At 64.2% G+C, this 25,314-nt stretch carries 17 protein-coding genes; 4 read left to right on the top strand and 13 right to left on the bottom strand.

Annotated features, from left to right (window positions below):
- Positions 1-21 precede the first annotated feature (21 nt).
- Together J2X19_RS23585 and J2X19_RS23580 are read left to right on the top strand one after the other, a co-directional pair.
- Positions 22-1,731, top strand: a complete 1,710-nt coding sequence (locus tag J2X19_RS23585; protein ID WP_310376949.1) for a hypothetical protein — start codon at positions 22-24, stop codon at positions 1,729-1,731.
- Between the two features lie 115 nt (positions 1,732-1,846).
- Entirely contained in the window at positions 1,847-3,475 is a 1,629-nt protein-coding gene (locus J2X19_RS23580) for a peptide chain release factor 3 (RefSeq protein WP_116608879.1), read from the top strand.
- Here the strand turns inward: J2X19_RS23580 and J2X19_RS23575 are convergent.
- The 10 genes from J2X19_RS23575 to J2X19_RS23530 all read right to left on the bottom strand — a co-directional run bounded on the left by J2X19_RS23575 (position 3,472) and on the right by J2X19_RS23530 (position 14,304).
- Positions 3,472-3,819, bottom strand: coding sequence for a hypothetical protein (locus tag J2X19_RS23575; protein ID WP_310376948.1), 348 nt, complete (start codon positions 3,817-3,819; stop codon positions 3,472-3,474). The two genes, J2X19_RS23580 and J2X19_RS23575, sit on opposite strands and share 4 nt — an antisense overlap.
- Positions 3,820-3,902: 83 nt before the next feature.
- A complete protein-coding gene (gene xylB, locus J2X19_RS23570) occupies positions 3,903-5,357 on the bottom strand; it encodes a xylulokinase (RefSeq protein ID WP_310376947.1) in 1,455 nt (484 codons plus the stop codon).
- A 127-nt stretch (positions 5,358-5,484) separates the two neighbouring features.
- Entirely contained in the window at positions 5,485-6,414 is a 930-nt protein-coding gene (locus tag J2X19_RS23565) for an AraC family transcriptional regulator (protein WP_116608876.1), read from the bottom strand.
- Between the two features lie 17 nt (positions 6,415-6,431).
- Positions 6,432-7,223, bottom strand: coding sequence for an L-iditol 2-dehydrogenase (locus J2X19_RS23560; RefSeq protein ID WP_116608875.1), 792 nt, complete (start codon positions 7,221-7,223; stop codon positions 6,432-6,434).
- The gene (gene dalD, locus J2X19_RS23555; protein ID WP_310377048.1) at positions 7,220-8,614 is read right to left on the bottom strand and encodes a D-arabinitol 4-dehydrogenase; all 1,395 of its coding nucleotides are present in this window, start codon (positions 8,612-8,614) and stop codon (positions 7,220-7,222) included. Before dalD ends, J2X19_RS23560 begins: the two co-directional genes overlap by 4 nt.
- Before the next feature lie 47 nt (positions 8,615-8,661).
- A complete protein-coding gene (locus J2X19_RS23550; RefSeq protein WP_310376946.1) occupies positions 8,662-9,705 on the bottom strand; it encodes an ABC transporter ATP-binding protein in 1,044 nt (347 codons plus the stop codon).
- Between the two features lie 56 nt (positions 9,706-9,761).
- Positions 9,762-10,574: a carbohydrate ABC transporter permease gene (locus J2X19_RS23545; RefSeq protein ID WP_116608891.1), complete on the bottom strand. Its 813-nt coding sequence runs from the start codon at positions 10,572-10,574 to the stop codon at positions 9,762-9,764.
- Between the two features lie 17 nt (positions 10,575-10,591).
- A complete protein-coding gene (locus J2X19_RS23540) occupies positions 10,592-11,449 on the bottom strand; it encodes a carbohydrate ABC transporter permease (RefSeq protein ID WP_116608872.1) in 858 nt (285 codons plus the stop codon).
- A gap of 195 nt (positions 11,450-11,644) precedes the next feature.
- Complete coding sequence (locus tag J2X19_RS23535; RefSeq protein ID WP_310376945.1) at positions 11,645-12,955, bottom strand: ABC transporter substrate-binding protein; 1,311 nt, start codon at positions 12,953-12,955, stop codon at positions 11,645-11,647.
- Positions 12,956-13,257: 302 nt separating this feature from the next.
- On the bottom strand, positions 13,258-14,304 hold the full coding sequence (locus J2X19_RS23530) for a histone deacetylase family protein (RefSeq protein WP_310376944.1): 1,047 nt from the start codon (positions 14,302-14,304) through the stop codon (positions 13,258-13,260).
- 122 nt (positions 14,305-14,426) lie between these two features.
- Between J2X19_RS23530 and J2X19_RS23525 the strand changes: the two genes are divergently transcribed.
- Positions 14,427-14,909, top strand: a complete 483-nt coding sequence (locus tag J2X19_RS23525; protein WP_310376943.1) for an Lrp/AsnC family transcriptional regulator — start codon at positions 14,427-14,429, stop codon at positions 14,907-14,909.
- A gap of 64 nt (positions 14,910-14,973) precedes the next feature.
- Here the strand turns inward: J2X19_RS23525 and J2X19_RS23520 are convergent, their stop codons facing one another.
- Both J2X19_RS23520 and uvrA read right to left on the bottom strand, forming a co-directional pair.
- Entirely contained in the window at positions 14,974-16,011 is a 1,038-nt protein-coding gene (locus tag J2X19_RS23520; RefSeq protein ID WP_310376942.1) for a PEP-CTERM sorting domain-containing protein, read from the bottom strand.
- Between the two features lie 314 nt (positions 16,012-16,325).
- A complete protein-coding gene (gene uvrA / locus J2X19_RS23515; protein WP_310376941.1) occupies positions 16,326-22,238 on the bottom strand; it encodes an excinuclease ABC subunit UvrA in 5,913 nt (1,970 codons plus the stop codon).
- A gap of 219 nt (positions 22,239-22,457) precedes the next feature.
- On the opposite strand from uvrA, the gene J2X19_RS23510 reads away from it, so the two are divergent.
- A complete protein-coding gene (locus J2X19_RS23510; RefSeq protein WP_310376940.1) occupies positions 22,458-23,483 on the top strand; it encodes a zinc-dependent alcohol dehydrogenase in 1,026 nt (341 codons plus the stop codon).
- A 77-nt stretch (positions 23,484-23,560) separates the two neighbouring features.
- Here the strand turns inward: J2X19_RS23510 and J2X19_RS23505 are convergent, their stop codons facing one another.
- Positions 23,561-25,255: an MFS transporter gene (locus J2X19_RS23505; RefSeq protein ID WP_310376939.1), complete on the bottom strand. Its 1,695-nt coding sequence runs from the start codon at positions 25,253-25,255 to the stop codon at positions 23,561-23,563.
- Positions 25,256-25,314: the final 59 nt, after the last annotated feature.

Here is a 25,314-nt window from a genome sequence, read left to right as displayed (position 1 = left end):
GGTGCGGTGAAAATGCCCCATATGAAAAATACGATGTCCCACCGCAAAACCTCACCCGGCACTGGCGCACCGATGTTGGCAGTGATCGCCATCGTCTGGAACGCGCTGGCCTGGGGGTTGGTCATGCCCGAGCCTGGCCTTGCGGAATGGTTCAAAGGCGTGGCGGCACTCACGGGTGTGGGGCTTGCCGTAGGCACCCTATTGCTCTGGCTCAGCCGCCTGCGCGGCAATGGCGTCACACTGCAACTCTCGCAGGACCCGGTGCCCCATGGCGTGCCCACGATGGCAACCTTCACCCTGACCCGGCCTCTGAGGGCGCAGGCATGGACGCTGCTGGCGACCATTGATTCGCCGGACGAGGATATGAGTGGCTTTGGGCGCGTCTGGGAGCGCAAATTTATGGCCAGCCCGGTCCCCTCGCTGGTGGACGGCGAGCTCATGGTGCAGGCCGTCACGGTCGAATTCACCCTTCCCACCGATCTGCCGGGTTCAGAGGACGACCTTTGGTACGTTTCCCTGGTGCTCCAGGGAGATGAAGCGACATGGCCTTTTCACATTGAGACCCAAGCCGAAACGTCCCGCGCAACCGGCTTAGACAGCGGAGACGAAGCCTCGGATTCGTTACAACCAGATACCAACGCCCCGTCGACTTCGGAACTGCCTGAGCCGGACTATGCGTCTAGGCTTCCGTCGCCAGCACGCGTCCGAAGTGGCCTTCGCTGGGTCCGGCGCGGTGCGTTCGCACTGTCCCTCGGCGCGGTGGGCTGGGTAGCTTGGCGCTTGCTGCTACCCATGTGGTCGCCGGATGCGCCGCCCGAGGACTGGCCGGTCATGACCATGTCGACGGACAGCGTGTCGGTGGTCGAAGATGCTGCGGTAGCGGGGGTGGAGCGCGTGCGCGGCGTGGACGAAACCGATGCGTCCTGGCGCCTGAGCACGCGCGTGCGCACACCGGAGTTTGCAGTACTGCTAAGCAACTGGCTACTCGACGATGGGCACTTGCGCGTCCACCTGCAAGGCCAGGCACAAGTGAACCGCGGGGAGTTGCGCATGCGCATTCAGCAGCTGGCGCTCGCGCCAGCGAGTGCCTGTAAACCGGCTGTCAACTGCCGGGTGGAAAGCATTCGTCTGGTGCTGAGCCAGGCCGCCAGCGACGGCACCACCACCACCTTGGCGCAAAGCGAGCCCCTGCCCTGGGTGGTTGATCTGGCAAAAGACCCCGTGGCCCTGCGCAGCGATGGCATCTTTCAACTCACGCTGCCGCAGGGCCTGGCAGGCGACCAGGATGTGCGCTTGCAGTTGGTGGTGCAGACGGCGAACGCCGATGGGCACTCCGCCTTTCTGCTCTCGGATGACACGACGTATGCGTCGAACGGCAACTACATGGGTTTGCAACTGGCGCTGCGTGCTGCCAGCCCCCAAGCCGGGAATCTGATGGACCCATGTGACCGGGTGGGCTCCTTGGGCGAAGCGGTGCGCGCCCATTGCGAGGGACAGGTCCAATTTCGGCTCGACTCCAACGCCTTCTCAGGGCGCAAGGAACTCGACGCAGCCTTGATCGACGCCATCAAGCACTACAACAGCGCTGCCGTGGGCCCGCTGCTCAAGGCGGGCGCGAGCCCCAATGCGGTCGACCCCGGACAAAGGAGCATCAGCGCGCTGATCCTGGCAACCTTCGGCGATCAACAAGAGGTGCGGGCTGCGCTGATCAAGGCGGGAGCCAAGGTCTAGGGACTCTCTGCAAAACTCCCTGGCAAGGGCTCGATGCTATACGGCGGGGCCGCTGGTTAAAATCGCGGGTTGCCTGCCCACCCGGCAGCGCCCTGTTTTTGCCCTGGAAACCACCTTGTCCTACGCCTCCGAAACCCGCCGCCGCCGCACGTTTGCGATCATTTCCCACCCGGATGCGGGTAAAACCACGCTGACCGAAAAGCTGTTGTTGTTCTCGGGCGCGATCCAGATCGCCGGTTCTGTGAAGGCCCGCAAGGCCACCCGCCACGCCACCAGCGACTGGATGGAAATCGAGAAGCAGCGCGGCATCTCGGTAGCCTCGTCGGTGATGCAGATGCTGTACCGCGACCACGTGATCAACCTGCTGGACACACCCGGCCACAAGGACTTCTCGGAAGACACCTACCGCGTGCTGACCGCGGTGGACTCGGCGCTGATGGTGATCGACGCGGCCAACGGTGTGGAAGCCCAGACCCGCCGCCTGATCGAAGTCTGCCGCCAGCGCGACACGCCCATCATCACCTTCGTCAACAAGATGGACCGCGAAGTGCGCGAGCCGCTGGACATCCTGGACGAGATCGAACGCGAACTCGGCATGCCCTGCGTACCCATGACCTGGCCGGTCGGCCAGGGCAAGACCTTTGGCGGCATCATGAATCTGCGTACCCAGACCATGACGGTGTTCGACTCCGGCAAGGAACGCCTGCCGCAGGAGTTTGAAACCATCGCCCTGGACAACCGCGACGAACTGCTGAAGCGCTTCGGCCACGAGTTCGAAACCGCCGAGCAAAGCATGGAGCTGGCCGCCGGCGCCTCCCCCGCCTGGGACTTGCAGGCCTTCCTGGCCGGCAAGCAAACACCGGTGTTCTTCGGCTCCGGCGTGAACAACTTCGGGGTCATGGAAGTGCTCGACGCCCTGGTCGATCTGGCGCCTGCGCCGCAGCCGCGCACCAGCACCACCCTGGTGAACCGCCAGCCGGTGGTCAAGGAAATCCAGCCCGAAGACAAAGCCTTCGCCGGCGTAGTGTTCAAGGTGCAGGCGAATATGGACCCGGCGCACCGCGACCGCATTGCCTTTGTGCGCATGGCATCCGGCAAATACACGCCGGGCATGAAGCTCAGGGTGCAGCGCACCGCCAAAGAGCTGCGCCCGACCAGCGTGGTGACCTTCCTGAGCCAGCGCCGCGAAGCCGTGGACGAAGCCTATGCGGGCGACATCATCGGCTTTACCACCCATGGCGGCGTGCAGCTGGGCGACACGATTACCGACGGCGCCAGCCTGCAGTTCACCGGCCTGCCCTTCTTCGCGCCCGAACTGTTCATGACCGTGATCTTGAAGAACCCGCTGCGCACCAAGCAGCTGCAGCAAGGCCTGGCCCAGCTGGGCGAAGAAGGCGCGATCCAGGTGTTCCGCCCCAACGTCGGCGGCCCCATGCTGCTGGGCGCCGTGGGCCAGCTGCAGTTTGAAGTGGTGCAGCACCGCCTGAAAGCCGAATACGACGCCGATGTGCGCCTGGAAGGCTGCCAGTACACCGGCGCCCGCTGGATCACCGCCGACACCCCAGCCGAGCTGCGCGCCTTTACCGACGCCTACCCGATGCGCATGGCGAATGACGCAGCCGAAACCCTGGCCTACCTCTGCACCTCGCCCTACGACGTGCGGCTGGCGCAGGAGCGTTTTCCGAAGATCCATTTCCACCCGCTGCGCGAGCATGCGGGGCTGGCGCTGCAAAGCGCGGGCTAAACCGGGGGCGGTGGCCCCACCTGCAAGCTCGAATCACAGCCCACACCCGCTGCGACCCAGCGCCGGGCCCAGCGGCCCAGCAACGGCGCCGTCCAGCGCCAGCGCGGAGCCAGCACATCCGTAGGCTGGCTGATGGCGCCACACAGATAGCGGCTGTGCTCACCGTCCCAGCGCAGGGCCGCGCAGGCGCCGGTGCGGCGGCGCGACAGCAGCATGCCGAGCGGGCATGGCGCCGACAGGCAGCAGACGCCGCAGCCGTTGCAGGGCGCGCCGACCGCGGGTTTAGCCGGTGCCGCAGGATGGATGTGCAGCACCTGCCATTCGGACGCAGGGGGATGGGGCATACGCGATTGTGGCCCAGCCGGCAATCGCTATGGATTCAATAGCTGCTTCCGCAGGATCTATAAGCGCCAGAGGCCAAAAAGGCTTAAAAACTATTGCGCAAGGCCTGGTACAGCGCCCGGAAACGCTGGTAGCGCGCGGCCTCGGCAGTCGGCTGGGCTACCGGATCGAAACGCTGGGCCACGGGTGGGCTCAGGCAGACCTCGGCCTCCACGCCGCCGTCGGCCAGCCAGGCCAGCCGTGCCGCGCCGAGTGCGCCGCCGGTGGCACCGCCCTCTTGGGTCACCAGCGGCACGCCCAGGGTGTTGGCCAGCTCTTGCGACCACCAGGCGCTGCGGGCGCCGCCGCCCACCACCGACAGCGCGCCGATGGGCTGGTCGGTGGCCAGGGTGCGCCAGCCGTCACAGAGGCCGAAATTCACACCCTCGACCACGGCATAGGCCATGGCCGCCGCGTCATGGCTGTGGGTCAGGCCGAACAGCACGCCTTGCGCGTTCGGGTTGTTGTGCGGAGAGCGCTCGCCCGACAGATAGGGCAGAAACAGCGGCGCCTGGGCCCGCGCGCTGGGCGACAGCTGGGCGGCCGCGGCCAGCAGCGCGGCCTCATTCTCGAACTTGAGTAGCTTGGTGGCCCAGCTCACGGCGCTGGCGGCCGACAGCATCACCGACATCTGGTGCCAGCGCTGCGGCAGCGCATGGCAGAAGGCATGCACGGCCTGCGCCGGATTCGGGCGGAAGCTGTCGGTAGCCAAAAACACCACGCCCGAGGTACCCAGCGACACAAAACCTTGCCCCGGGGATACGACCCCCATGCCGACGGCACTGGCCGCGTTGTCGCCGCCGCCACCGGCCACCGGCAGGCCGGCGCGCAGGCCCCAGCGGGCGGCGATGGCGGCCGACAGGCCGGCCGCGACGGCGCTGCCCTCGACCACGCGCGGCATGTGCGACTCGTCCAGGCCGCACGCCGCCAACAGCGGTGCCGACCAGCGGCGTGCGCCCACATCCAGCCACAGGGTGCCAGAGGCATCGGAGCAGTCGGTCACCGCCTCGCCAGTCAGCAGCAAACGCAGATAGTCCTTGGGCAGCAGCACGCGGGCGGTGCGGTTGAAGATGTCGGGCTCGTTCTCGCGCAGCCACCACAGCTTGGGCGCGGTAAAACCCGGCATGGCCAGGTTGCCGGTGATCTGGGCAAGCTCGGGCACGGCCTGGGTCAAGGCCACGCAGGCGGCGCCGCTGCGACCGTCGTTCCACAGGATCGCCGGGCGTAGCACCTTGTCTTGCGCATCCAGCAGCACCGCGCCATGCATCTGGCCCGACAGGCCGATGGCCCGCACCGCCGACAAAGCTGTGCGGTGGCCGTTGGCCAGTTGGTCCATGACCGACTCCAGCGCCCGCCACCAGCTGTAGGGGTCTTGCTCGGACCACAACGGCTGGGGTTGCTGCACGGTGAGCTGCGCATGCGCCACGGCGACGACCCGGTGGTCGTCTGCCAGCAGCAGGGCTTTGAGTTCGGAGGTGCCTAAATCGAGTCCAAGGTACATGGCATGGCCTTATGTATGTAGAGGGTACGGGGAGTGCATAGGGCTTTGCACAAGCGGAGTTAGTTTTATAGACAAACTAACTCTACCGCATATTCCTATTGCGCAAACAGCTATGTTTTATATAGCGCTAGGGGTTTTTACTGCCAAAGCGGGCTTCGGCCTGGCGGCGGAAGTCCTTGGGCGTCATGCCCTTGATCTGCATGAAGCGCCGGTTGAAATTGGCCACGTTGTTAAAGCCCACGTCGTAGCAGACATTGTTGATGTAGCGGTCGGTTTCCATCAGCAGCTGGCAGGCGCGGTTGATGCGCAGGCGGTTCATGAAGTCGGTAAAGGTGTTGCCGGTGGCGCGCCGGAAATAGCGCGAGAACTGGCTTTCGGTCATATGGAAGCGCGCCGAAACCTCGGCCATGGTGAACTGCTCGGCGCTGTGCTCGGTCAGGAAGCTGACGATGCCACTGACCTGCGCCAGGGAGGCGTCGTCGTCATAGCTCTGCATCTGCACCGTGGATAGCAGACGGTAGTCGGTGCACTGGGCCAGCTTGTCGAGCAGCATCAGGAACTCGCCAAACCGGGCCAGGCCATGGCTGTGCTTGATGCGGACCAGCGCATCGCGCGCCATCTCGCTCATGTCGAAGAATTCGATGCCGTGGCGGGCCCGTTCCAGCAGGGGTAGCACGGCCTGCAGCTCCCCCACCTCGCTGCCGACCTGGCGCAGCGGGGCTTCCGAGAACTGCAGCACCATGTCGCGCAGATGCACCACCTCATCGGGGTCGTCGCCGGAAATCCAGTTGTGCGGCAGGCGCGGCCCGGTCAGCACCAGGTTACCGGGCTCGAAATGGCCGATGTAGTCGCCCACGAACAGCTTGCCCCGGGTTTGCACGATCAGGTGCAGCTCGCATTCCTCGTGCTGGTGCCAGCGCACCAGCGGCGTAGGTATGCCGTGCTCCAGATAGCGCAGGCTGCTGTGGCTTTCACGCGGCTCGTAACCCAGGGTCGGGTCGCGGCCCATGTCATGCTCCAGCTCCGGTTCGCGGGCGCGTTGGCGCAGGCTGACCATGCTTGTCTCCTTTGTACTTAGCTCATCACATTACCACCGTCCACATTCAAGGTCTGGGCGGTAATGTAAGAAGCCTCGGGGCTGGCCAGGAAAACCGCGGCCCGGGCCACGTCTTCGGGTGCGCCCATGTAGCCCAGCGGTACGGCCAGGCCCACGGCTTTCTTCTTCTCGCCGATCTGCAGGCCTTCGGCCTTGGCGAACTGGGCGTCCACGTCTTTCCACATCGGGGTGTCGATCACGCCCGGCGAGATGCCGTTGACGCGGATGCCGTGCGGCGCCATGGCCAGCGCGGCCGACTGGGTGTAGCTGATGACCGCGGCCTTGCTGGCGCAGTAGTGGGCCACCAGGGCCTCGCCACGGCGACCGGCCTGCGATGCCAGGTTGGTGACGCTGCCTTTGCAGCCGTCGGCCACCATCTGCTTGAGCACAGCCTGCATCACGAAGAACATGCCTTTGACGTTGACGTTGAAGATCACCTCGTACTGCTTCTCGGTGATCTCCAGAATGTCGCCCAGGCTGAACACGGCCGCGTTGTTCAGCAGCGTGGTGATGGTGCCAAACTTGGCCCGGGCAGCGGCCACCATGGCGGCAATGCTGTCCTGGCGCGACACGTCGGCGCTCAGGTACTGGAAGTGGCTGGGGTACTGCGCCAGCAGGGCTTGCAGCTCGGCGGATGGCGTAGCCGCCAGATCGACGGCGGTGCAGTGCGCGCCTTCGCGCAAGAAGGCGGTGGTCGCAGCCAGGCCAATGCCGCCGGCGGTGCCGGTCAGCAAGGCGTGTTGTCCGATCAGACGTTGGGGGTTGCTCATTGTGGATCCTTGGAAAATTGGTTGACTTGGAGAGTGGCTTTTTGCAGCGCGGCGACCAGGCGCGGATCGCCCGCCAGCTCGGCCCAGAAGCTGGTGTTGCCCGCCAGCGCGACCACCGGATCGGCCGCGTCGCAGATGGCGTGGGCGACGGCCGGGTCCATGGCCTGGTCCTGGTACACATAGGCCAGTTCGCCCCGGTGCCAGCGCTGCAAAAAGGCCAGGAACAAGGCGGGTAGCACGGCCACCGAGTCGATGCTGGCACCGCGCGCCAGGCATTCGCGCACCGTCGGGGCGATGAAGCCCGGAATCTTGGAGAAGCCGTCCGCGGCCACGCGCTGGTTGGTGTCCAGAATCGCTGCATTGCCAAAACGGTCCAGCACCACGTCGCGGTAGGCGGCCAGGTCCAGCGGGCACGGGTGCTCGGGCGTGTCCAGGCAGGGCATCACGTCATTCGTCACATAGTCGAACGCCATCTGGCGGATGCGCGGGTCCAGCGTGCCTTCGTGGATGTACTGGTAGCCGACCAGGGTGCCGGCCCAGGCAATGCAGCTGTGGGTGGCGTTGAGCAGGCGGATCTTGGCTTCCTCGAACGGCGCCACCGATTCCACCATCTGCACACCCACCTTTTCCCAATCGGGCCGGCCGTTGCAGAAGTTGTCCTCGATCACCCACTGGATGAAGGACTCGCCCATGATGGGCGCCGCATCGTCCCAGCCGGTGGCCGCACGCACGCGAGCCCGCAGCTCGGGTGCCGGACGCGGCGTGATGCGGTCGACCATGGCGTTCGGGCAGGTCGTGTTGGCCTGCACCCAGGCATGCAAGGCTGTGTCGCCCGCCAGCAGGATGAAGGACAGCAAACCCTTGCGTACCCGGTCGCCGTTGTGGCGCAGGTTGTCGCAATTGAGCAGGGTGAGCTTGCCGCCGCCACCGGCCATGCGGGCCCGCAGAATGGCAGTCAGTGCGGCGTAAATGCAGCTGCCGGGCAGGCCTTGCTTGGCCCGCTCCAGATCGGCGGCCAGATCGGCCACGCCCAGGTCCAGATGGTCTTGTGCGTCCAGGTAGTAGCCAGCTTCGGTGACGGTGAACGAGATGATGCGGGTGTTCGCATCGGCGCCCACCGCGACCAGGCCGGCCAGGCTGGGCTCGTAAGGAATGATGCGGCGGATCGATTCGATGCGCTCGTAGTGGCGCTCATCCGCAGGGGTCACGGTTTCCAGCGTGTAGACGCCGCCCTGGGCCGCCAGGGCCGCCACGGTCTCGGGCATGTCGGGACGGGTATTGCCGCCGGCCAGCGACCACTGGTCGCCGCTGTCGGCCTGCTGCAAGCGCAGGCGGTGCATGTACCAGGCTTGGTGCGCACGGTGGAACGAACCCACGCCCAGATGCAACATCACAAGGTGGTTGGAAGTAGTAGCCATGGTAAAAAATCCGCAGAAAGTTAAGCCAGTGAAACCGTGCGGCCCGCATGGTCGAAGCAATGCAGGGTGTCGAGGTCAAACTCCAGCGCCACCGGGTCGCCGATGCGCAAATGGGTGCGCTCGGCCTGGCGCGAAATCATCGACGTGCCCATCACATCCACATGGATCAGGGTGTCAGCGCCCAGGGCCTCGATCAGCTCGACCTTGCCGGGCACACCGGCATGGCCCACCGGCAGCACACGCACGCCTTCGGGACGCACGCCGATCAGGCCATCGGCCGGCACCCGGCCCGCGGCCTGGCCGGCCAGGGTGCCGAACTGCGACAGCTGGGCCGCCTTGACGATATTCATCGACGGCATGCCGATGAACTGGGCGACGAACTGGTTCGCCGGCTTGTCGTACAGCTCCAGCGGCGCGCCCACCTGTTCGATCGCGCCATCGCGCAGCACCACCACGCGGTCGGCGAGGGTCATAGCTTCGACCTGGTCGTGGGTCACGTAGATGGTGGTCACGCCGAGCGCGCGGTGCAGCTTGTGGATCTCCACACGGGTCTGGCCGCGCAGGGCGGCGTCCAGATTCGACAACGGTTCGTCGAACAAGAATATCTTCGGCGCCCGCACGATGGCGCGGCCGATGGCCACGCGCTGGCGCTGGCCGCCCGATAGCTCCTTGGGCGTGCGCTTCAGGTAGGGCGTGAGGTTCAGCGTCTCGGCGGCGCGCTCGACCTTTTGCTTGATCTCGTCCACCGGCACCTTGGCCAGCTTGAGGGCGAACGACATGTTGTCGAACACCGTCATGTGCGGGTACAGGGCGTAGCTCTGGAACACCATGGCCAGCTCGCGTTGGCTGGACGGCAGGTGCGTGATGTCCTTGCCGTCAACGTGCAGCGAACCGCCGTCTATGCTTTCCAGGCCGGCAATCATGCGCAGCAGGGTGGACTTGCCGCAGCCCGACGGGCCGACGAAAACGATGAACTCGTTCTTCTCGACATCCAGATTGACGCCCTTGATGGCCCGGTGCTCGCCAAAGAATTTTTCAACACCGCGAAGTTGCAGAAAAGACATGATGGAATCCTTGAATGGGGGTGCAGTCCGGGGCATGGCCCCGGACGGTGAAACAGTTACTTGACTGCGCCGAAGGTGAGGCCCTGGACCAGTTGTTTTTGGCTGAACCAGCCGAATACGATGATGGGCGCGATGGCCATCAGCGAGGCCGCCGACAGCTTGGCCCAGAACAGGCCTTCGGGGCTGGAATACGAGGCGATCAACGAAGCCAGCGTGCCGGCATTCGCCGAGGTCAGGTTCAAGGCCCAGAAGGCCTCGTTCCACGACAGCACCAGGCATAGCAGGCCAGTGGACGCGATGCCGCCCATGGTCAGCGGCAGGATCACGTGCTGGAACTCTTCCCACACCGAGGCGCCGTCGAGCCGCACGGCTTCCAGGATGTCCTTGGGCACTTCCTTGAAGGCGCTAAACAGCATCCAGACCATGATCGGCAGGTTCGACAAGGTGAACACGATGATCAGCGCGGTCAGCGAATCCAGCATGCCGACGGTCTGCGCCATCACATACACCGGCACCAGCGCACCCACGGCCGGCATCATCTTGGTCGACAGCATCCAGAGCAGGATGTCGCGGGTCCTCTTGGTCGGGAAGAAGGCCATTGAGTAGGCCGCCGGCACGGCGATCAGGATGCCCAGAATGGTCGAGACCAGGCTGGTGATCAACGAGTTCTTGGCGAACAGCAGGTAGTCGCTGCGCACCTGCACTTCGGCGAAGCTGGCCAGCGTGGGCGAGAAGAACAGCTCGGCGGCAATCGCCTGGCCCTCGGTCTTGAACGCGGTAATGGTCAGCCAGAACAGCGGGAAGAACAGGAACAGCGCCACGCCCCAGGCGGACACGGTGCGGATGATGGGGAAAGGTGTTTTTTTCATCATGGTGGATCTCCGGTTCAGTCCAGGTTCTTGCCAACCAGCCGGACCAGGAACACCGAGGCGATGTTGGCCAGAATCACCGCGAACAAGGCGCCGGCCGAGGCCACGCCTACGTCAAAGTTCATCAGCGCTTGCTTGAAGATCAGGAAGGCCAGGTTGGTGCTGTCGTTGCCCGGGCCGCCACCGGTGGTGGTGAAAATTTCGGCAAACACGCTGAGCAGGAAGATCATTTCGATCATCACCACCACGGCGATGGAGCGGCCCATATGGGGCAGCACCAGGTAGTAGAACTTGTCGAATTTGGTGGCGCCGTCCATGCCGGCGGCGTCCATCTGCTCGCGGTCCAGCGACTGCAGCGAGGTGATGAAGATCAGGCAGGCAAACGGCAGCCATTGCCAGGACAGCATGATGATCACCGACAGCAGCGGAAAGTCGCTCATCCAGTCGATCGGCGTGAGACCGAAGAAATTCCACACATGGGCGAGCACCCCGTAGATCGGGTTCATCATCATGTGCTTCCAGAGCAGCGCATTCACCGTGGGCATCACGAAGAACGGCGAGATCAGCAGCACGCGCACGATGCCCTGGCCGGGAAACGGCTCGTTGACCAGCAGCGCCAGGCCCACGCCCAGCACCACGGTGATCACCACCACCGAGCCCAGGAGCTGCAGGGTGTGCATCACCGACGGCCAGAAGTCAGGGTCGGTGATGAAGTAATGGAAGTTTTCCAGTCCGACGAAGCCGGTCTCGCCAGGCTGCATCAGGTTGTAGTGGATGACGGAGAAGTACAGCGTCATCACCAGCGGAACGATCATCCACAGGAACAGGGTGACGATCGACGGTGCCATCAAGGCACGGGGGAGAAATCGGCTCATGGTGTAGCTTTCGGTAGCGGGCCCGTAGCACCGGCCCTGGCGTGGAGGCGGATGGGGGAGCCCATTTTTCGGTTGCCCGCGGTCCAGCGGAACGGCACTGCAGCGGACCCGGTCCTGCCGCAGCCCCGCCAGGCGTACACAGCGCAAGCCCGCAAATGGCAACCACCGGGCATCACACCCGGTGGCCTGGCCGACTTACTTTTTGAAGTAGCCGCCCTTGGTCATTTCGCGTTCCGCAGCGGTTTGCGAAGTCTTCAGAGCCGCATCTACCGTGACCTTGCCCGACAGCGCAGCGCTCATTTGCTGGCCCACAGCAATGCCGATGGCCTGGAACTCAGGGATCGCGGCGTACTGCACGCCCACATACGGCGACTTGGGCAAGGTGCTGTCATTGGGGTTGGCGCTGTTGATGGCCTTCAGCTCTTCGGTGGCGAACTTGGCCACTTTCTGGAACTCGGGGTTCGCATAGGTGGATTTGCGGGTGCCGGTGGGCACGGCATTCCAGCCTTCTTCCTTGGCCACCAGGTTCACGTACTCCTTGGAGGTCGCCCAGGCGATGAACTTCTGTGCTTCAGCCGGCTTCTTGGAAGACGCTGGCACGGCCAGATTCCACGACCACAGCCAGTTCGAACCCTTGGGGGTCACGGCCACAGGCGCCTGGGTGAAGGCCATCTTGTCCGCCACCTTGGACTGCTTGGGATCGCTGACGAAGGACGCGGCAATCGTCGCATCGATCCACACGCCGCACTTGCCTTCGTTCATCAAGGCCAGGTTTTCGTTGAAGCTGTTGGCCGAAGCGCCTGGAGGGCCGTACTTCTTCATCAGGTCCACGTACTGGTTGATCGCGTCATGCCAGGGCTTGGAGTCGATTTGCGGCTTCCAGGACATGTCGAACCACTGGCCGCCGTAGGTATTGACCATGGTGCTCAGGAAGGCCATGTTGTCGCCCCAGCCCGGCTTGCCGCGCAGGCACAGGCCGTACACGCCCTTGGCCGGGTCGTGGATCTTGGACACGATGTTGGCCATCTCGGTCCAGGTGGGGTTGGCGGGCATGGTCAGGCCGGCGGCCTTCACCAGGTCGGAGCGGTACATGGTCATCGAGCTTTCGCCGTAGAACGGCGCCGCGTACAGCTTGCCGTCCAAGGTCAGGCCGTTGCGGATAGCCGGCAGCATGTCGTCCACGTCATAGGCGGCATCGGTGGCGATGGGGGCCAGCCAGCCTTTTTTGGACCAGATCGGTGCTTCGTACAGGCCGATCGTCATCACGTCGAACTGGCCGCCCTTGGTGGCGATGTCGGTGGTGACGCGTTGGCGCAGCACGCCTTCCTCGAGCGTGACCCATTTGACCTTGATGTCGGGATTGGCAGACTCGAAGTGCTTGGTCAGCTTTTGCATGGTGATCATGTGGCCGTTGTTCACGGTGGCGATGACCAATTCGGTCGCAGCAAATGCGCTGGCGGATCCGAGCATCGCGGTGACAACAGCGGCGCAGATTTTCAGTTTCATGGAGTGTCTCCTGATGGTTTTTGACGTATTCCGCTAGCGCATTCAATGCACTTGGTCGGTGCCGCAATCGTAGAGACAGCTCTTGCAAACAGCGATACCGAAAAAGCGAGTTGTTGTACTTTCTTGCAGAGGAACTCTAGTAAAAACCCTTATTACCCACCTTAAAGTATCTGTATTTCGTACTCCGTGCCACACATGGGCGCCGGGCAGACCCCGCGCCGACTTGTATAAAAAAACAGGGCTGCAGCGCAGATAGCACCTGCGCCAGCCGCTATGTATTCAGGAGCAAACGCAGCAATACATCAGGCGCTGTGCTGGGCAAAGCCGGCCAGCACATTCACCGCGTTGACGCCCACCTCCTCCACTGCGTAGCCCCCCTCGAACACGAACACCGTAGGCAGGCCGGCGGCGGCCAGGTCGGCACCGACGCGCAGATAGTCTTCGCTGCGCAGCGTGAAGCCGGAGATCGGGTCGCCCTCGAAGGTATCCAGCCCCAGCGACACCACCAGCGCCTGCGCACCGCTCTGGGCGATGCGCCGCAGGGCCAGTTGCAGCGCATCGCGCCAGCGCGCAAAGTCGGTGCCGCGTGGCAGCGGCAGGTTCAGGTTATGGCCGAGCCCCGGCCCCGCGCCGGTCTCGTCGGCATAGCCGAGGTAGAACGGGTATTCGGTATGCGGGTCGCCGTGCAGGCTGGCGAAAAATACGTCGGCGCGCTCGTAAAAAATCGATTGCGTACCATTGCCGTGGTGGTAGTCAATATCCAGCACCGCCACCTTTTGCGCCCCCGCATCGCGCAGGCTTTGCGCAGCAATCGCAGCATTGTTCAGAAAGCAGTAGCCGCCAAAGAAGTCGGCGCCCGCATGGTGGCCCGGCGGCCGGGTCAGCGCAAACGCCGAGCGCGCACCGGCGCCGACCAGCTGCGCGGCCGTCACCGCACAGCTGGCACCCGCATAGGCCGCAGTCCAGGTACCAGACGTGAGCGGCGTACCCGCGTCGTACGAAAACAGCCCCATGCGCGCCGAGAAATTGGCCGGCAACACATCGGACCGAAAGCTGCGCACCGGCCACACCGAGGGCAAGGCATCACGCGCCGCATTCGCCGGGTCCAGCGCCACCCATTCGCTCCAGGCGCTGGCCAAAAAGTCCAAGTAGCGGCCGCTGTGGATGCGCTGGATGGGTTCCAAGCCGCAGTCCTGCGGCGCCTGGATCTCGCCAAAGCTGCGGGCCTGCAGTTCCTGCAGCACATAGTCGGCCCGCGCCGGTACCTCGAAGCAGGGCACGAGCTGGCCGCGAAACATCTCGAACTGGCCCTGGTGCAGGGCGTGCTGGTGGTTGTAGACAGTGATCATGGTGCAGAGATGGAGGCTGGTGAAGGTCTGCAAAGTATGCGGCCGGTGGCGCGGAATAGCTTTGCTTTCTGTGCGCTACCAACGCTAACATGCGCATAGAAGCAACCCATTTTTGGCAATCCATGAGCACAAACATCTCCATTCACGCGCTGGATGCAATAGATCGCACTATTTTGCGGCTGCTGCAGGCCGACAGCAGCCTGTCCACGCCGCAGCTGGCCGAGCAGGTCGCGCTCAGCGTCACCCCGTGCTGGCGCCGGCTCAAGCGGCTGGAAGAGCAAGGCTTCATCACCGGCTACCAGGCGCAGCTGAACCGCCGCAAGCTCGGCCTGGACATCCTGGCCTTTGTGCAGCTGACCTTTGGCGTGGTGACGGACAAGTCGATCCAGCGTTTTGAGGAAACCATCCTGCAGCGCCCCGAGGTGCTGTCCTGCCACAAGGTCACCGGCCAGGCCGACTACCTGCTGCAGGTGGTCGCGCCCAGCCTGGATGCCTACAGCGACTTCGTGGAGACTGTGCTGCGCGGCACGCCCGGCATCAGCCTGATCCACTCCAGCCTGGCGCTGCGCGAGATCAAGGCGTCGAGCCAGTTGCCGGTGGCTTAGACGCAGCTTTAAACACAAAAGGCAGCCACCAGGGCTGCCTTCTACCGAACAAGGGATTAATTTTTTATGCGGTCCGTGCCAGCAGGGCGAGACGAAACCGGGGAATCGCCAGACCGAGCAAACCCAGACCCAGCAACGCCAGGCTGCCGGGCTCCGGGACAGTGTTGGTAATAGTGCATTCGCGGTCAACACAGGCCGCACCGAGGTACAGGTTTTCGAACCCATTGTTGAGTCCCTCGAACATAACGCGCACGCTCATCAGGTCGTAGTCGCTGTTCAGGTCCCGGATGACGTCGTTCAAAGCCAGCGACGTCAGGCCGTAGGCCACGTCGTTCTGACCGAGGTTGTGTTCGTAGGTGGACTCAGAGCCATGGGGACCCGCGCAAGAAACCTCCGTGCGCGCCACATTCTGTCCGACGCTGTCGGGTTCGGCAAAACACAGCGTGACAGGCCCGCCGGACAGCACATAGTTGTTATGTCCGCTGCTGGCATCCTCGAACTTGAGAACCGTGCTGCCCCCACCACCATCCGTGTCGGTCAAGGTGATTTCCGCCTTGGCCCAGAGGTTGTTCGATTCGACGGTACGATTTTGCTGGTTGTTGTTGAAATAGGCGACCATGTCGTACAAGATGCCGCCCTTGGTCAGATACTGGCGCAAGGCGCTCAGATCGATGTCCCAGGTGCCCGCCTTGTTACTGCCGCTTACCGCTCCCGGCCCGGGCTCTGCTGCCGTATTGGTATCAAAATTAAGCAAGCTGTTACCAGCTGCGTTCGGGAAGTCGTAGCCGTTCTGCACGAAGCCCGTCAATCCTAAATCCTGGTTATTTTGGTTGCCGCCCGAACCCGTTCCAATAACCAGTGCATCTTGGATTGTGTTGGCGGTGTTGATGTAATAAGCCGAGCCACTACCGTAGTTGACGCTGGCTTTCGTATAGCCTTCGACGGACGAACTAAGTATGGGAAGCGAGAAGGAGTAAAAGTCGCCATACTGCACCGCAAAGGAAGCAGGATCCGGATAACTATACAAAGGCACCGGCCCCGCCTGGGCGACGAACGCCGAAGTAGTCAACGTGAACGCAACAAGCAATTTATTGAGGACCATGGTTGTCTCCTGTGTGCATCCTGGCAATGCATAAAGTAGACCAAATCCATATACACACTAAATTCAATTACTTACGAATTCCTAGGGCTTGCCTGAAGCAAAATTTGTAAAAAAAAGCGACATCTTTTTCATTTCAATCGGCACATCCACGACGTTGGAAAAGCCGGTCACGGGCTTACAACATCAATAGCAACGGACTTGTAGCAGCGCCGGTACATGGTGCCAAGTCCACCGGTTTCAGGTGAGAAGGGCTATTCCAGAAACGCTCCCCCTTCTTTGTATCGGGGCCGTCGACGGGTCTACGGCCTGCGAACTCACCGCGCCAATACGCCGGCCAACGCCACCCCAGTCGCCGTGCCCAGCGCTACCACCGCCTCCGGCGGCGCGGCCGCCACGATGCGGCCGCCGGCGTTGCCGCCGTCCGGTCCCAGATCGATGATCCAGTCAGACTCGGCGACCACGTCCAGGTCATGCTCGATGACCACCACGCTGTGACCACCATCGACCAAGCGGTGCAGCACGCGTATCAGCTTTTCCACGTCGGCCATGTGCAGGCCCACGGTGGGCTCGTCCAGCACGTACAGGGTGTGCGGGGCCTTCTGGCCGCGGCGGGTGATGTCGTCGCGCACCTTGGCCAGCTCGGTCACCAGCTTGATGCGCTGGGCCTCGCCGCCGCTCAGGGTGGGCGATGGCTGGCCTATGGTCAGGTAGCCCAGGCCCACGTCCTTTAGCAGCTGCAGCGGGTAGGCGATGACGGGCATCACGGCGAAGAAATCGACAGCTTCGTCCACCTCCATCTGCAGCACGTCGCCAATGCTCTTGCCGCGCCAGGTGACGGCCAGGGTCTCGGGGTTGAAGCGCGCGCCCACGCAGGTTTCGCACTTCACCTTCACGTCGGGCATGAAGCTCATGGCAATGGTGCGCAGGCCCTGGCCTTCGCAGCTGGGGCAGCGGCCGTCGCCGGTGTTGAACGAGAAGCGCGCCGGGCCGTAACCACGGGCGCGGGCTTCCAGCGTGTCGGCAAACAGCTTGCGGATGGTGTCCCAGAAGCCGATATAGGTGGCCGGGCAGCTGCGCGGGGTTTTGCCGATGGGCGTCTGGTCGACTTCCAGCACGCGGTCGATGGCGGCAAAGCCGGCCACATCCGCACAGCCCAGCCAGGCGGGGCGCTGGCCGGCGGCCCAGCTGTCGCGCCCAGCCTTGGTACTGCGCTGGACCACGGCGGTCTGCACGTTAGCCAACAGCACGTCGCGGGCCAGCGTCGACTTGCCCGAGCCGCTGACGCCGGTGACAGCCACCAGGCGCTTGAGCGGAATCTGCACGCTGACGTTCTGCAGGTTGTGCATGGTGGCGCCGCTGACGGTCAGCCACTGCAGCGGCTCGGCGATGGCCACGGCCTCGATGGCGGCGTCTGCTGCAGCCTTCTTCTTAGCTGCGGCCTTGGTCTTGGCCGTGGGTGCTTCGTAGGGCAGATCGGCCACCGGTACCGCCACGGCGGCCGGGTCGAACGCCTCCACCACGCGCCGCGCCTTCAAGGGATGGCGCATGGCGTGCAGCAGGTAGCGGCCGGTCACGGATTCGCTGGCATCGGAAATATCCGCCACCTTGCCCTGCGCCACCAGCCGGCCACCGCGCTTGCCGGCGCTGGGGCCGATGTCGATGATGTGGTCGGCACGGCGGATGGTGTCTTCGTCGTGCTCCACCACCACCAGGGTATTGCCCTTGCTGCTCAGGCTGTGCAGCGCGTTCAGCAGGATGTGGTTGTCGCGTGCATGCAGGCCGATGGTTGGCTCGTCCAGGATGTAGCAGACGCCTTGCAGATTGCTGCCCAGCTGGGCCGCCAGCCGGATGCGCTGGGCCTCGCCGCCGCTGAGGGTGGGGGCGCCACGGTCCAGCGTCAGATAGCCCAGGCCGACTTCTTCCAGAAACTCCAGGCGGCTCTGGATCTCGGGCACCAGGTCGCGGGCGATGTCGGTTTCGCGCTGGCTCATTTCACCGGCAACCTGCAGCGCCTGCACCCACTGGCGGATGTCGGTCACGCTGAGGCGCGCCAGGTCGGTGATGCCGACGTTGGCGAAGCGCACGGCCCGGGCCGTGGCGTTCAGACGCGTGCCCTGGCAGGTGGGGCAGGCCACGTCGTGCAGGTCTTCCACCTCGGGCTCGGCAAAGGTCTGCTCGCGGCCGCCCTGGTCGTCGGCACGCACCGAGTCGTCGAACACGGCACGCTGGTCCTTGGTCAACTTCACGCCCGTGCCCACGCAGTCGGGGCACCAGCCGTGCTTGCTGTTGTAGCTGAACAAACGCGGGTCCAGCTCGGCGTAGCTGGTGCTGCACACCGGGCAGGCGCGCTTGCTGGAGAACACCATCACCTTGCCGATATGGGCGGTTGGCAGGCCGTCGGCCATGGCTTCCTTCAGGCCGTCGATGCCGACCAGCACATGGACCACGCCCTTGCCATGCTCCAGCGCCGTGGCCAGGCCTTCGCGCAGCCGCGCCTCGTTGCCGGGGCCGACATCCAGGCTCAGCACCGGCAGCTCTACCGTGTGCTCCTTGAAGCGGTCGATGCGCGGGAAGCCGGTGGTCGGCAAGAAGTCGCCGTCGACACGCAGGTGGCTGTAGCCACGCGGCCGTGCCCAATCGGCCAGCTCGGTGTAGACGCCCTTGCGGTTGATGACCAACGGCGCCAGCAGGCCGATGTGCTGGCCGCGGAAGGTTTTCAGCAGCTGGGCGGCAATGCTGTCCGGCGTTTGCGGCTGTACCGCCGCGCCGTCTTTCACGCAATGCTGTATGCCCAGCTTCACGTAGAGCAGGCGCAGGAAGTGCCAGACCTCGGTGGTCGTGCCCACGGTGGACTTGCGGCCGCCACGGCTCAGGCGCTGCTCGATGGCCACGGTGGGGGGAATGCCGTAGACCGCGTCCACCTCGGGCCGGCCCGCTGGCTGGACGATGCTGCGCGCATAGGCGTTCAGCGACTCCAGGTAGCGGCGCTGGCCCTCGTTGAACAGGATGTCGAAGGCCAGCGTGGACTTGCCGGAGCCGCTGACGCCGGTGACCACATTGAACTGGCCGCGCGGAATGTCCACGCTCAGCGACTTCAGGTTGTGCTCCTTGGCGTTGACGATCTGGATCGCATTCGGCGGCACTACGCGCGCCGCCTGCTTCGCCAGCCAGGCGGGCGTCTTTTCTTTCACCACCTGGGCGCCGATGCCCAGCGTCGACTCGTACTCGCGCAGCGCGGCACCGGTATGGGAGGTGGCGTGCAGGCGCACCTCCTCGGGCATGCCCTGGGCAACCACCAGGCCGCCGCCGTAGCCGCCCTCCGGCCCCATATCGATCAGCCAGTCGCTGGCGCGGATCACGTCCAGGTTGTGCTCGATCACCACCATGGAATGGCCAGCGTCCAGCAGCTTGCGCAGCGCGCGCATCAGCTTGGCGATGTCGTCAAAGTGCAGGCCGGTGGTCGGCTCGTCGAACAGGAACAGCGTGCCCTTCTTGGCCACCGGCTGCCGGCCATTGCTTTTCGCCGCCTCGGCCAAAAAGCCGGCCAGCTTCAGGCGCTGGGCTTCGCCGCCGCTCAATGTGGGCACTGGCTGGCCCAGCTTCACGTATTCCAGGCCTACATCCACAATCGGCTGCAGCGCACGTATGACGTCGCGGTCGCCTTCAAAAATAATAGCAGCCTCAGCCACCGTCAGGTCCAGCACGTCGGCCACGTTCAGCTGGACCAGGCGGGCATCGGCCACGGCACGGCGCTCTATCGTCACCTCCAGAATCTCGGGCCGGTAACGCTTGCCATCGCAGTCCGGGCAGCGCAGGTACACGTCGCTGAGGAACTGCATTTCCACATGCTCGAAGCCCGAGCCGCCGCAGGTAGGGCAACGGCCATCGCCGCTGTTGAAGCTGAACTTGCTGGCGGTGTAGCTGCGCTGGCGCGACAGCGCGGCGTTGGCAAAAATCTCGCGGATGGCATCCCAGGCGCCCACATAGCTGGCCGGGTTGGAGCGCGCAGTCTTGCCGATGGGCGACTGGTCCACAAACACCACTTCGCTGAGGTAGTCGGCGCCCAGCAACCGGTCATGCAGGCCCGGGGTTTCGGTGGCCTTGCCAAAGTGGCGCATCAAAGCCGGGGCCAGCACATCCTGGATCAGCGTGGACTTGCCCGAGCCGCTGACGCCGGTGATGCACACCAGGCGCTGCAGCGGGAATTCAACCGACACGTTCTGCAGATTGTTTTGCCGCGCGCCCTCCAGCACCAGGCGCGGCGTGGCGTCGGTCACCAGCTTCTTGAAGCCCATGCCTATGGTCTTGCGTCCGCCCAGGTAGGCGCCGGTCAAGGTGTTGGCGTGGCGCAGGTCGTCTGTCGTACCGTCGAAGACGATTTGCCCGCCGCGCGCGCCGGGGCCCGGGCCCATATCTATCATGCGGTCGGCCGCCAGCATCACCGCCGGGTCGTGCTCGACCACCACCAGGGTGTTGCCGGCATCGCGCAGGCGCTGCATGGCCTCGATGATGCGGTGCATGTCGCGCGGGTGCAGGCCGATGCTGGGCTCGTCCAGCACAAACAAGGTGTTCACCAGCGAGGTGCCCAACGCCGTGGTCAGGTTGATGCGCTGCACCTCGCCGCCGCTCAGCGTGCGGCTTTGCCGGTCCAGCGTCAGGTAGCCGATGCCTACGTCGCACAGGTATTTGAGACGGGTGGTGATTTCATCGAGCAACAGCTTCAGCGCCTGCTCGTCACCACTTTGGCTGCTGCGCTCGGTATGCATGCCCAGGATGCGCTCGGCCTGCAGATCGAAGAAGCGGCGCAGCCGGTCTATGGGTAGCAGCATCAGGTCGTGCAGGCACAGGCCGGGCAAGGCCTCCAGCTGGGCGCGGCTCCAGGACACGCCCTGGGGCAGATGGCGCTTGGCGGGGTCTAACACCGCATTCGCATCCTCCACGCTGCCCAGGCGCCACAGCAAGCTCTCGGTCTTCAGCCGGGCGCCCGCGCAGGCAGAGCAGGTGGTGTAGCTGCGGTACTTGGACAGCAGCACCCGGATATGCATCTTGTAGGACTTGGTTTCCAGGTATTCGAAGAAGCGCTTCACGCCGAACCAGTGCTGGTTCCACTTGCCGTTCCAGTTGGGTGACCCGTTGATCACCCAGTGCTGGTGCTCGGGCGTGAGCTTGTAATACGGCGTGTCGCGCGGGATGCCGGCCGCCTCGGCGTGGCGCATCAGGTCGTCCTGGCATTCCTGCCAGGCGGGGGTCTGCATGGGCTTGATGGCGCCGGAGCGCAGGGTCAGCTTGTCGTTCGGGATCACCAGGCCGTAGTCCACGCCGATCACGCGGCCAAAACCCTTGCAGGTCTCGCAGGCGCCGACCGGCGAGTTGAAGGAGAACATCGACGGAATCGGGTCGGTGTAGCGCACATCGCTTTCGGCGCAGTGCAGGCCGGTAGAGAACTTCCACAGCTGGGGTTCAGCGCCCTCCTCGGCCGGCAGCACATACACATTCAGGCGGCCGCCGCCACGCTTGATGGCCACCTCAATCGCTTCCAGCGCACGGGACTTTTCGGCACCAGCGATGCGGAAGCGGTCGGCCACCACGTCCAGCACCTTGCGGGTGGCCGGGGCCACGGCCTTCTTGCTGGGTTTGGCGGGCGTGGCAGGCGCCTCCACCGCCACCTCGCGCTCGGCCTGCACGCGGGTGAAACCGCTGGCCGACAGCCATTGGGCGACTTCTTCGGCCGTTGTATTGCCGGGCAGCTCCACCGGGAAAGTGAGTACCACCCGAGGGTCTTGTGCCGCCGCCGCGCGCTCACACAGCTCGGCGTAAATGCTCTCCGGCGTGTCGTGCCGCACCGGTAGCGCGGTGACGCGGTCGAACAGGTTGCCAGCGCGGGCGAACAACAGCTTCAGATGGTCGTTCAGCTCGGTCATCGTGCCGACGGTGGAGCGGCTGGAGCGCACCGGGTTGGTCTGGTCGATGGCGATGGCCGGGGGCACGCCCTCGACCTTGTCCACCGCCGGCTTGTCCATACGGTCCAGGAACTGGCGCGCATAGGCCGAGAAGGTCTCTACGTAGCGGCGCTGCCCCTCGGCGAACAAGGTATCGAACACCAGGCTCGACTTGCCGGACCCGCTGGGGCCGGTCACCACCGTGAGTTCGCCGGTGCGGATGTCCAGGTCCAGATTCTTGAGATTGTGCTGTCGCGCTCCGCGGATGCGGATGGTTCCCTGGGTCATAAGTGCGGTGCTCGGAGGGGTAAGGCGGACCATTGTAGGGAGCACGCCGGGCGTTGCGCGCCCGGGGGTTATTCGGTCTTTAGAACGTGTTCAAGGTCTTGCAAGAAGCTTGATCCAGCGCAAAGCCGGGGGCCGATGGGTCGCCTAAAGTGAATCCCCGGGGCCTGCGCGGCAATGACCGCGCACACGCCTTCCCATCCGCTTTTTCAGGAGCCCGCCATGCGCACAATGAAAGCTGCCGTCGTCCACGCCTTCGGCCAACCCTTGCAGATCGAGGAAGTCCCGCTACCCGAGGTGGCCGCGGGCCAGGTGCTGGTGAAAGTGGTGGCCTCGGGCGTCTGCCATACCGACCTGCACGCCGCCGAGGGCGACTGGCCGGTCAAGCCGACCCTGCCCTTCATCCCCGGCCACGAGGGCGTGGGCTTTGTGGCCGCCATTGGCGCCGGCGTGAAGACGGTGAAAGAAGGCGACCGCGTGGGCGTGCCCTGGCTGCACACCGCCTGCGGCCATTGCGAACACTGCATCACCGGCTGGGAAACCCTGTGCGACGCACAGCAGATGACAGGCTATACCGTCAACGGCGGCTATGCCGAATATGTGCTGGCCGATCCCGGCTACATCGGCCACCTGCCTGCCAACCGCGAGTTTTCAGAGATAGCGCCGGTGCTTTGCGCGGGGGTCACGGTCTACAAGGGTCTGAAGGGCCTGGACTGCAAGCCCGGAGACTGGATCGCCATCTCCGGCATCGGCGGGCTCGGGCACCTGGCCGTGCAGTACGCCAAGGCCATGGGTTTCCATGTGATTGCGGTCGATGTCGACGACGCCAAGCTCCAGCTGGCAACCCAGCTGGGTGCCGACATGGTGATCAACGCCCTGACACAAGACCCGGTGTTGGAGGTGCAACGCACCTTGCGGGGCGCGCACGGCGTGCTGGTCACCGCCGTATCCCGCTCAGCCTTTGCCCAGGGCCTGGGCATGCTGCACAAGCGCGGCACCATGGCACTGGTAGGCCTGCCGCCCGGAGACTTTGCGCTGCCGATCTTCGACATGGTGCTGAATGCCAAAACCGTGCGCGGCTCGATTGTCGGCACCCGTAAAGACCTGCAGGAAGCGCTGGAATTCGCCGGCGAAGGCAAGGTGCGCACCATTTATACCGAGGACAGCCTGGACAACGTGAACGCCATCCTCGACCGCATGCGCCACGGCAGCATAGAGGGGCGTGTGGTGATGCGCATCGCCGACTAGCAGCGCCTCAACCCGCAACAAAAAAAGCCCTCCGGCTGGAGGGCTTGCGGAGCACGGGCCGAAGCCCATGGCACAGCTTAGTCGTTGGCGTAGATATCCACGTCCTTGGTTTCCTTGATGAACAGCATGCCGATCACGAAGGTCGCAGCCGCCACCACCACCGGGTACCAGAGGCCGTAGAAGATGTCGCCGGTCGCCGCCACCATGGCGAACGCGGTGGTCGGCAGCAGGCCGCCGAACCAGCCGTTACCAATGTGGTACGGCAGAGACATGGACGTGTAGCGGATGCGGGTCGGGAACATCTCGACCAACATGGCGGCGATGGGGCCGTAAACCATGGTCACCAGAATCACCAGGTAGACCAGGATCAGCAGCACCATGGGCTTGTTCATCGCGGCATTGTCAGCCTTGGTGGTCAGGCCCGCGGCCTTGGCGGTATCGACCACGGTCTTGCGGAACTCGTCGATGGACTTCTTGCCCTCGGCCGAGAACGCATCGCGCTTCTCGTTCAAGATGCCGGTCACCGAGGGGATTTCCTTATCGCCCAGCTTGATGGTGGCCACGCTACCCGCAGCACCGTTCACGTTGGTGTAGGGGATGTAGTTCTGCGTCAAGGTGCGCTTGGCGATGTCGCACGAGCTGGTGAAGTCAATGTCACGCGCAATCGGGCTGCCCTGGAACGAGCACTGCTTCGGGTCGGCGGTAATCACCACAGGCACCGACTTCTGCGCGGCCACCAAGGCGGGGTTGGCGTACTGCAGCAAGGCGGGGAACACCGAGAAGTAGGTCAGCGCCGCAATCAGGCAACCGCCCATGATGATGGGCTTGCGACCCACCTTGTCGGACAGCGCACCGAAGAAGATGAAGAACGGCGTGCCGATGACCAGGGCCACGGCGATGAACAGATTGGCCGTGGTGGCATCCACCTTGGCAATCGTGGTCAGGAAGAACAGCGCATAGAACTGGCCGGTGTACCAGACCACGGCCTGGCCGGCGGTCAAACCGATCAGCGCCAGAATCACCACCTTCAGGTTCTTCCATTGGCCGAAGGACTCGGTCAGCGGCGCCTTGGAGGTCTTGCCTTCGGCCTTCATCTTCTGGAAGGCAGGCGACTCGTTCATGCTCAAACGGATCCACACCGACACGCCCAGCAGCACGATGGACACCAGGAACGGAATGCGCCAGCCCCAGACTTCGAACTCGGGGCCCAGAGCTTCGCGGCAGCCCAGGATCACGATCAGCGACAAGAACAGGCCCAGCGTTGCCGTGGTCTGGATCCAGGCCGTGTAGGCACCCCGCTTGCCATGCGGCGCGTGTTCGGCCACATAGGTGGCGGCACCGCCGTACTCGCCACCCAGAGCCAGACCCTGCAGCATGCGCAAGGCGACCAGGATGATGGGAGCGGCAATACCGATGGATGCATAGGTGGGCAGCAGGCCGACCACGAAGGTCGACAAGCCCATGATCAGAATGGTCACCAGAAAGGTGTACTTGCGTCCGATCATGTCGCCCAGGCGGCCGAACACGATGGCACCAAACGGCCGCACCAGAAAGCCGGCGGCAAACGCCAGCAGCGCAAAAATATAGGCCGACGTGGGATCGAGCCCGCCAAAGAACTGCTTGGCGATGATGGCGGCCAACGAGCCGTACAGGTAAAAGTCATACCACTCGAACACCGTGCCGAGGGAGGACGCGAAGATGACCTTCTTTTCCTCGCCCGACATGGGCCTGGGCGCCGCGCCCACATGTGTCGCCATAGTGCTTGTAGCCATGGTGCTTGTCTCCTGATGTAGTTAAGGGCCGCCTCAAGGGCGGCCTGAGGCGCATTCTT

Source organism: Rhodoferax ferrireducens (assembly GCF_031458075.1).
Classification (GTDB): domain Bacteria; phylum Pseudomonadota; class Gammaproteobacteria; order Burkholderiales; family Burkholderiaceae_C; genus Rhodoferax_B; species Rhodoferax_B ferrireducens_A.
Note: the sequence above shows the minus strand (reverse complement) of the source record. Positions and strands in the feature narration are given on the sequence as shown.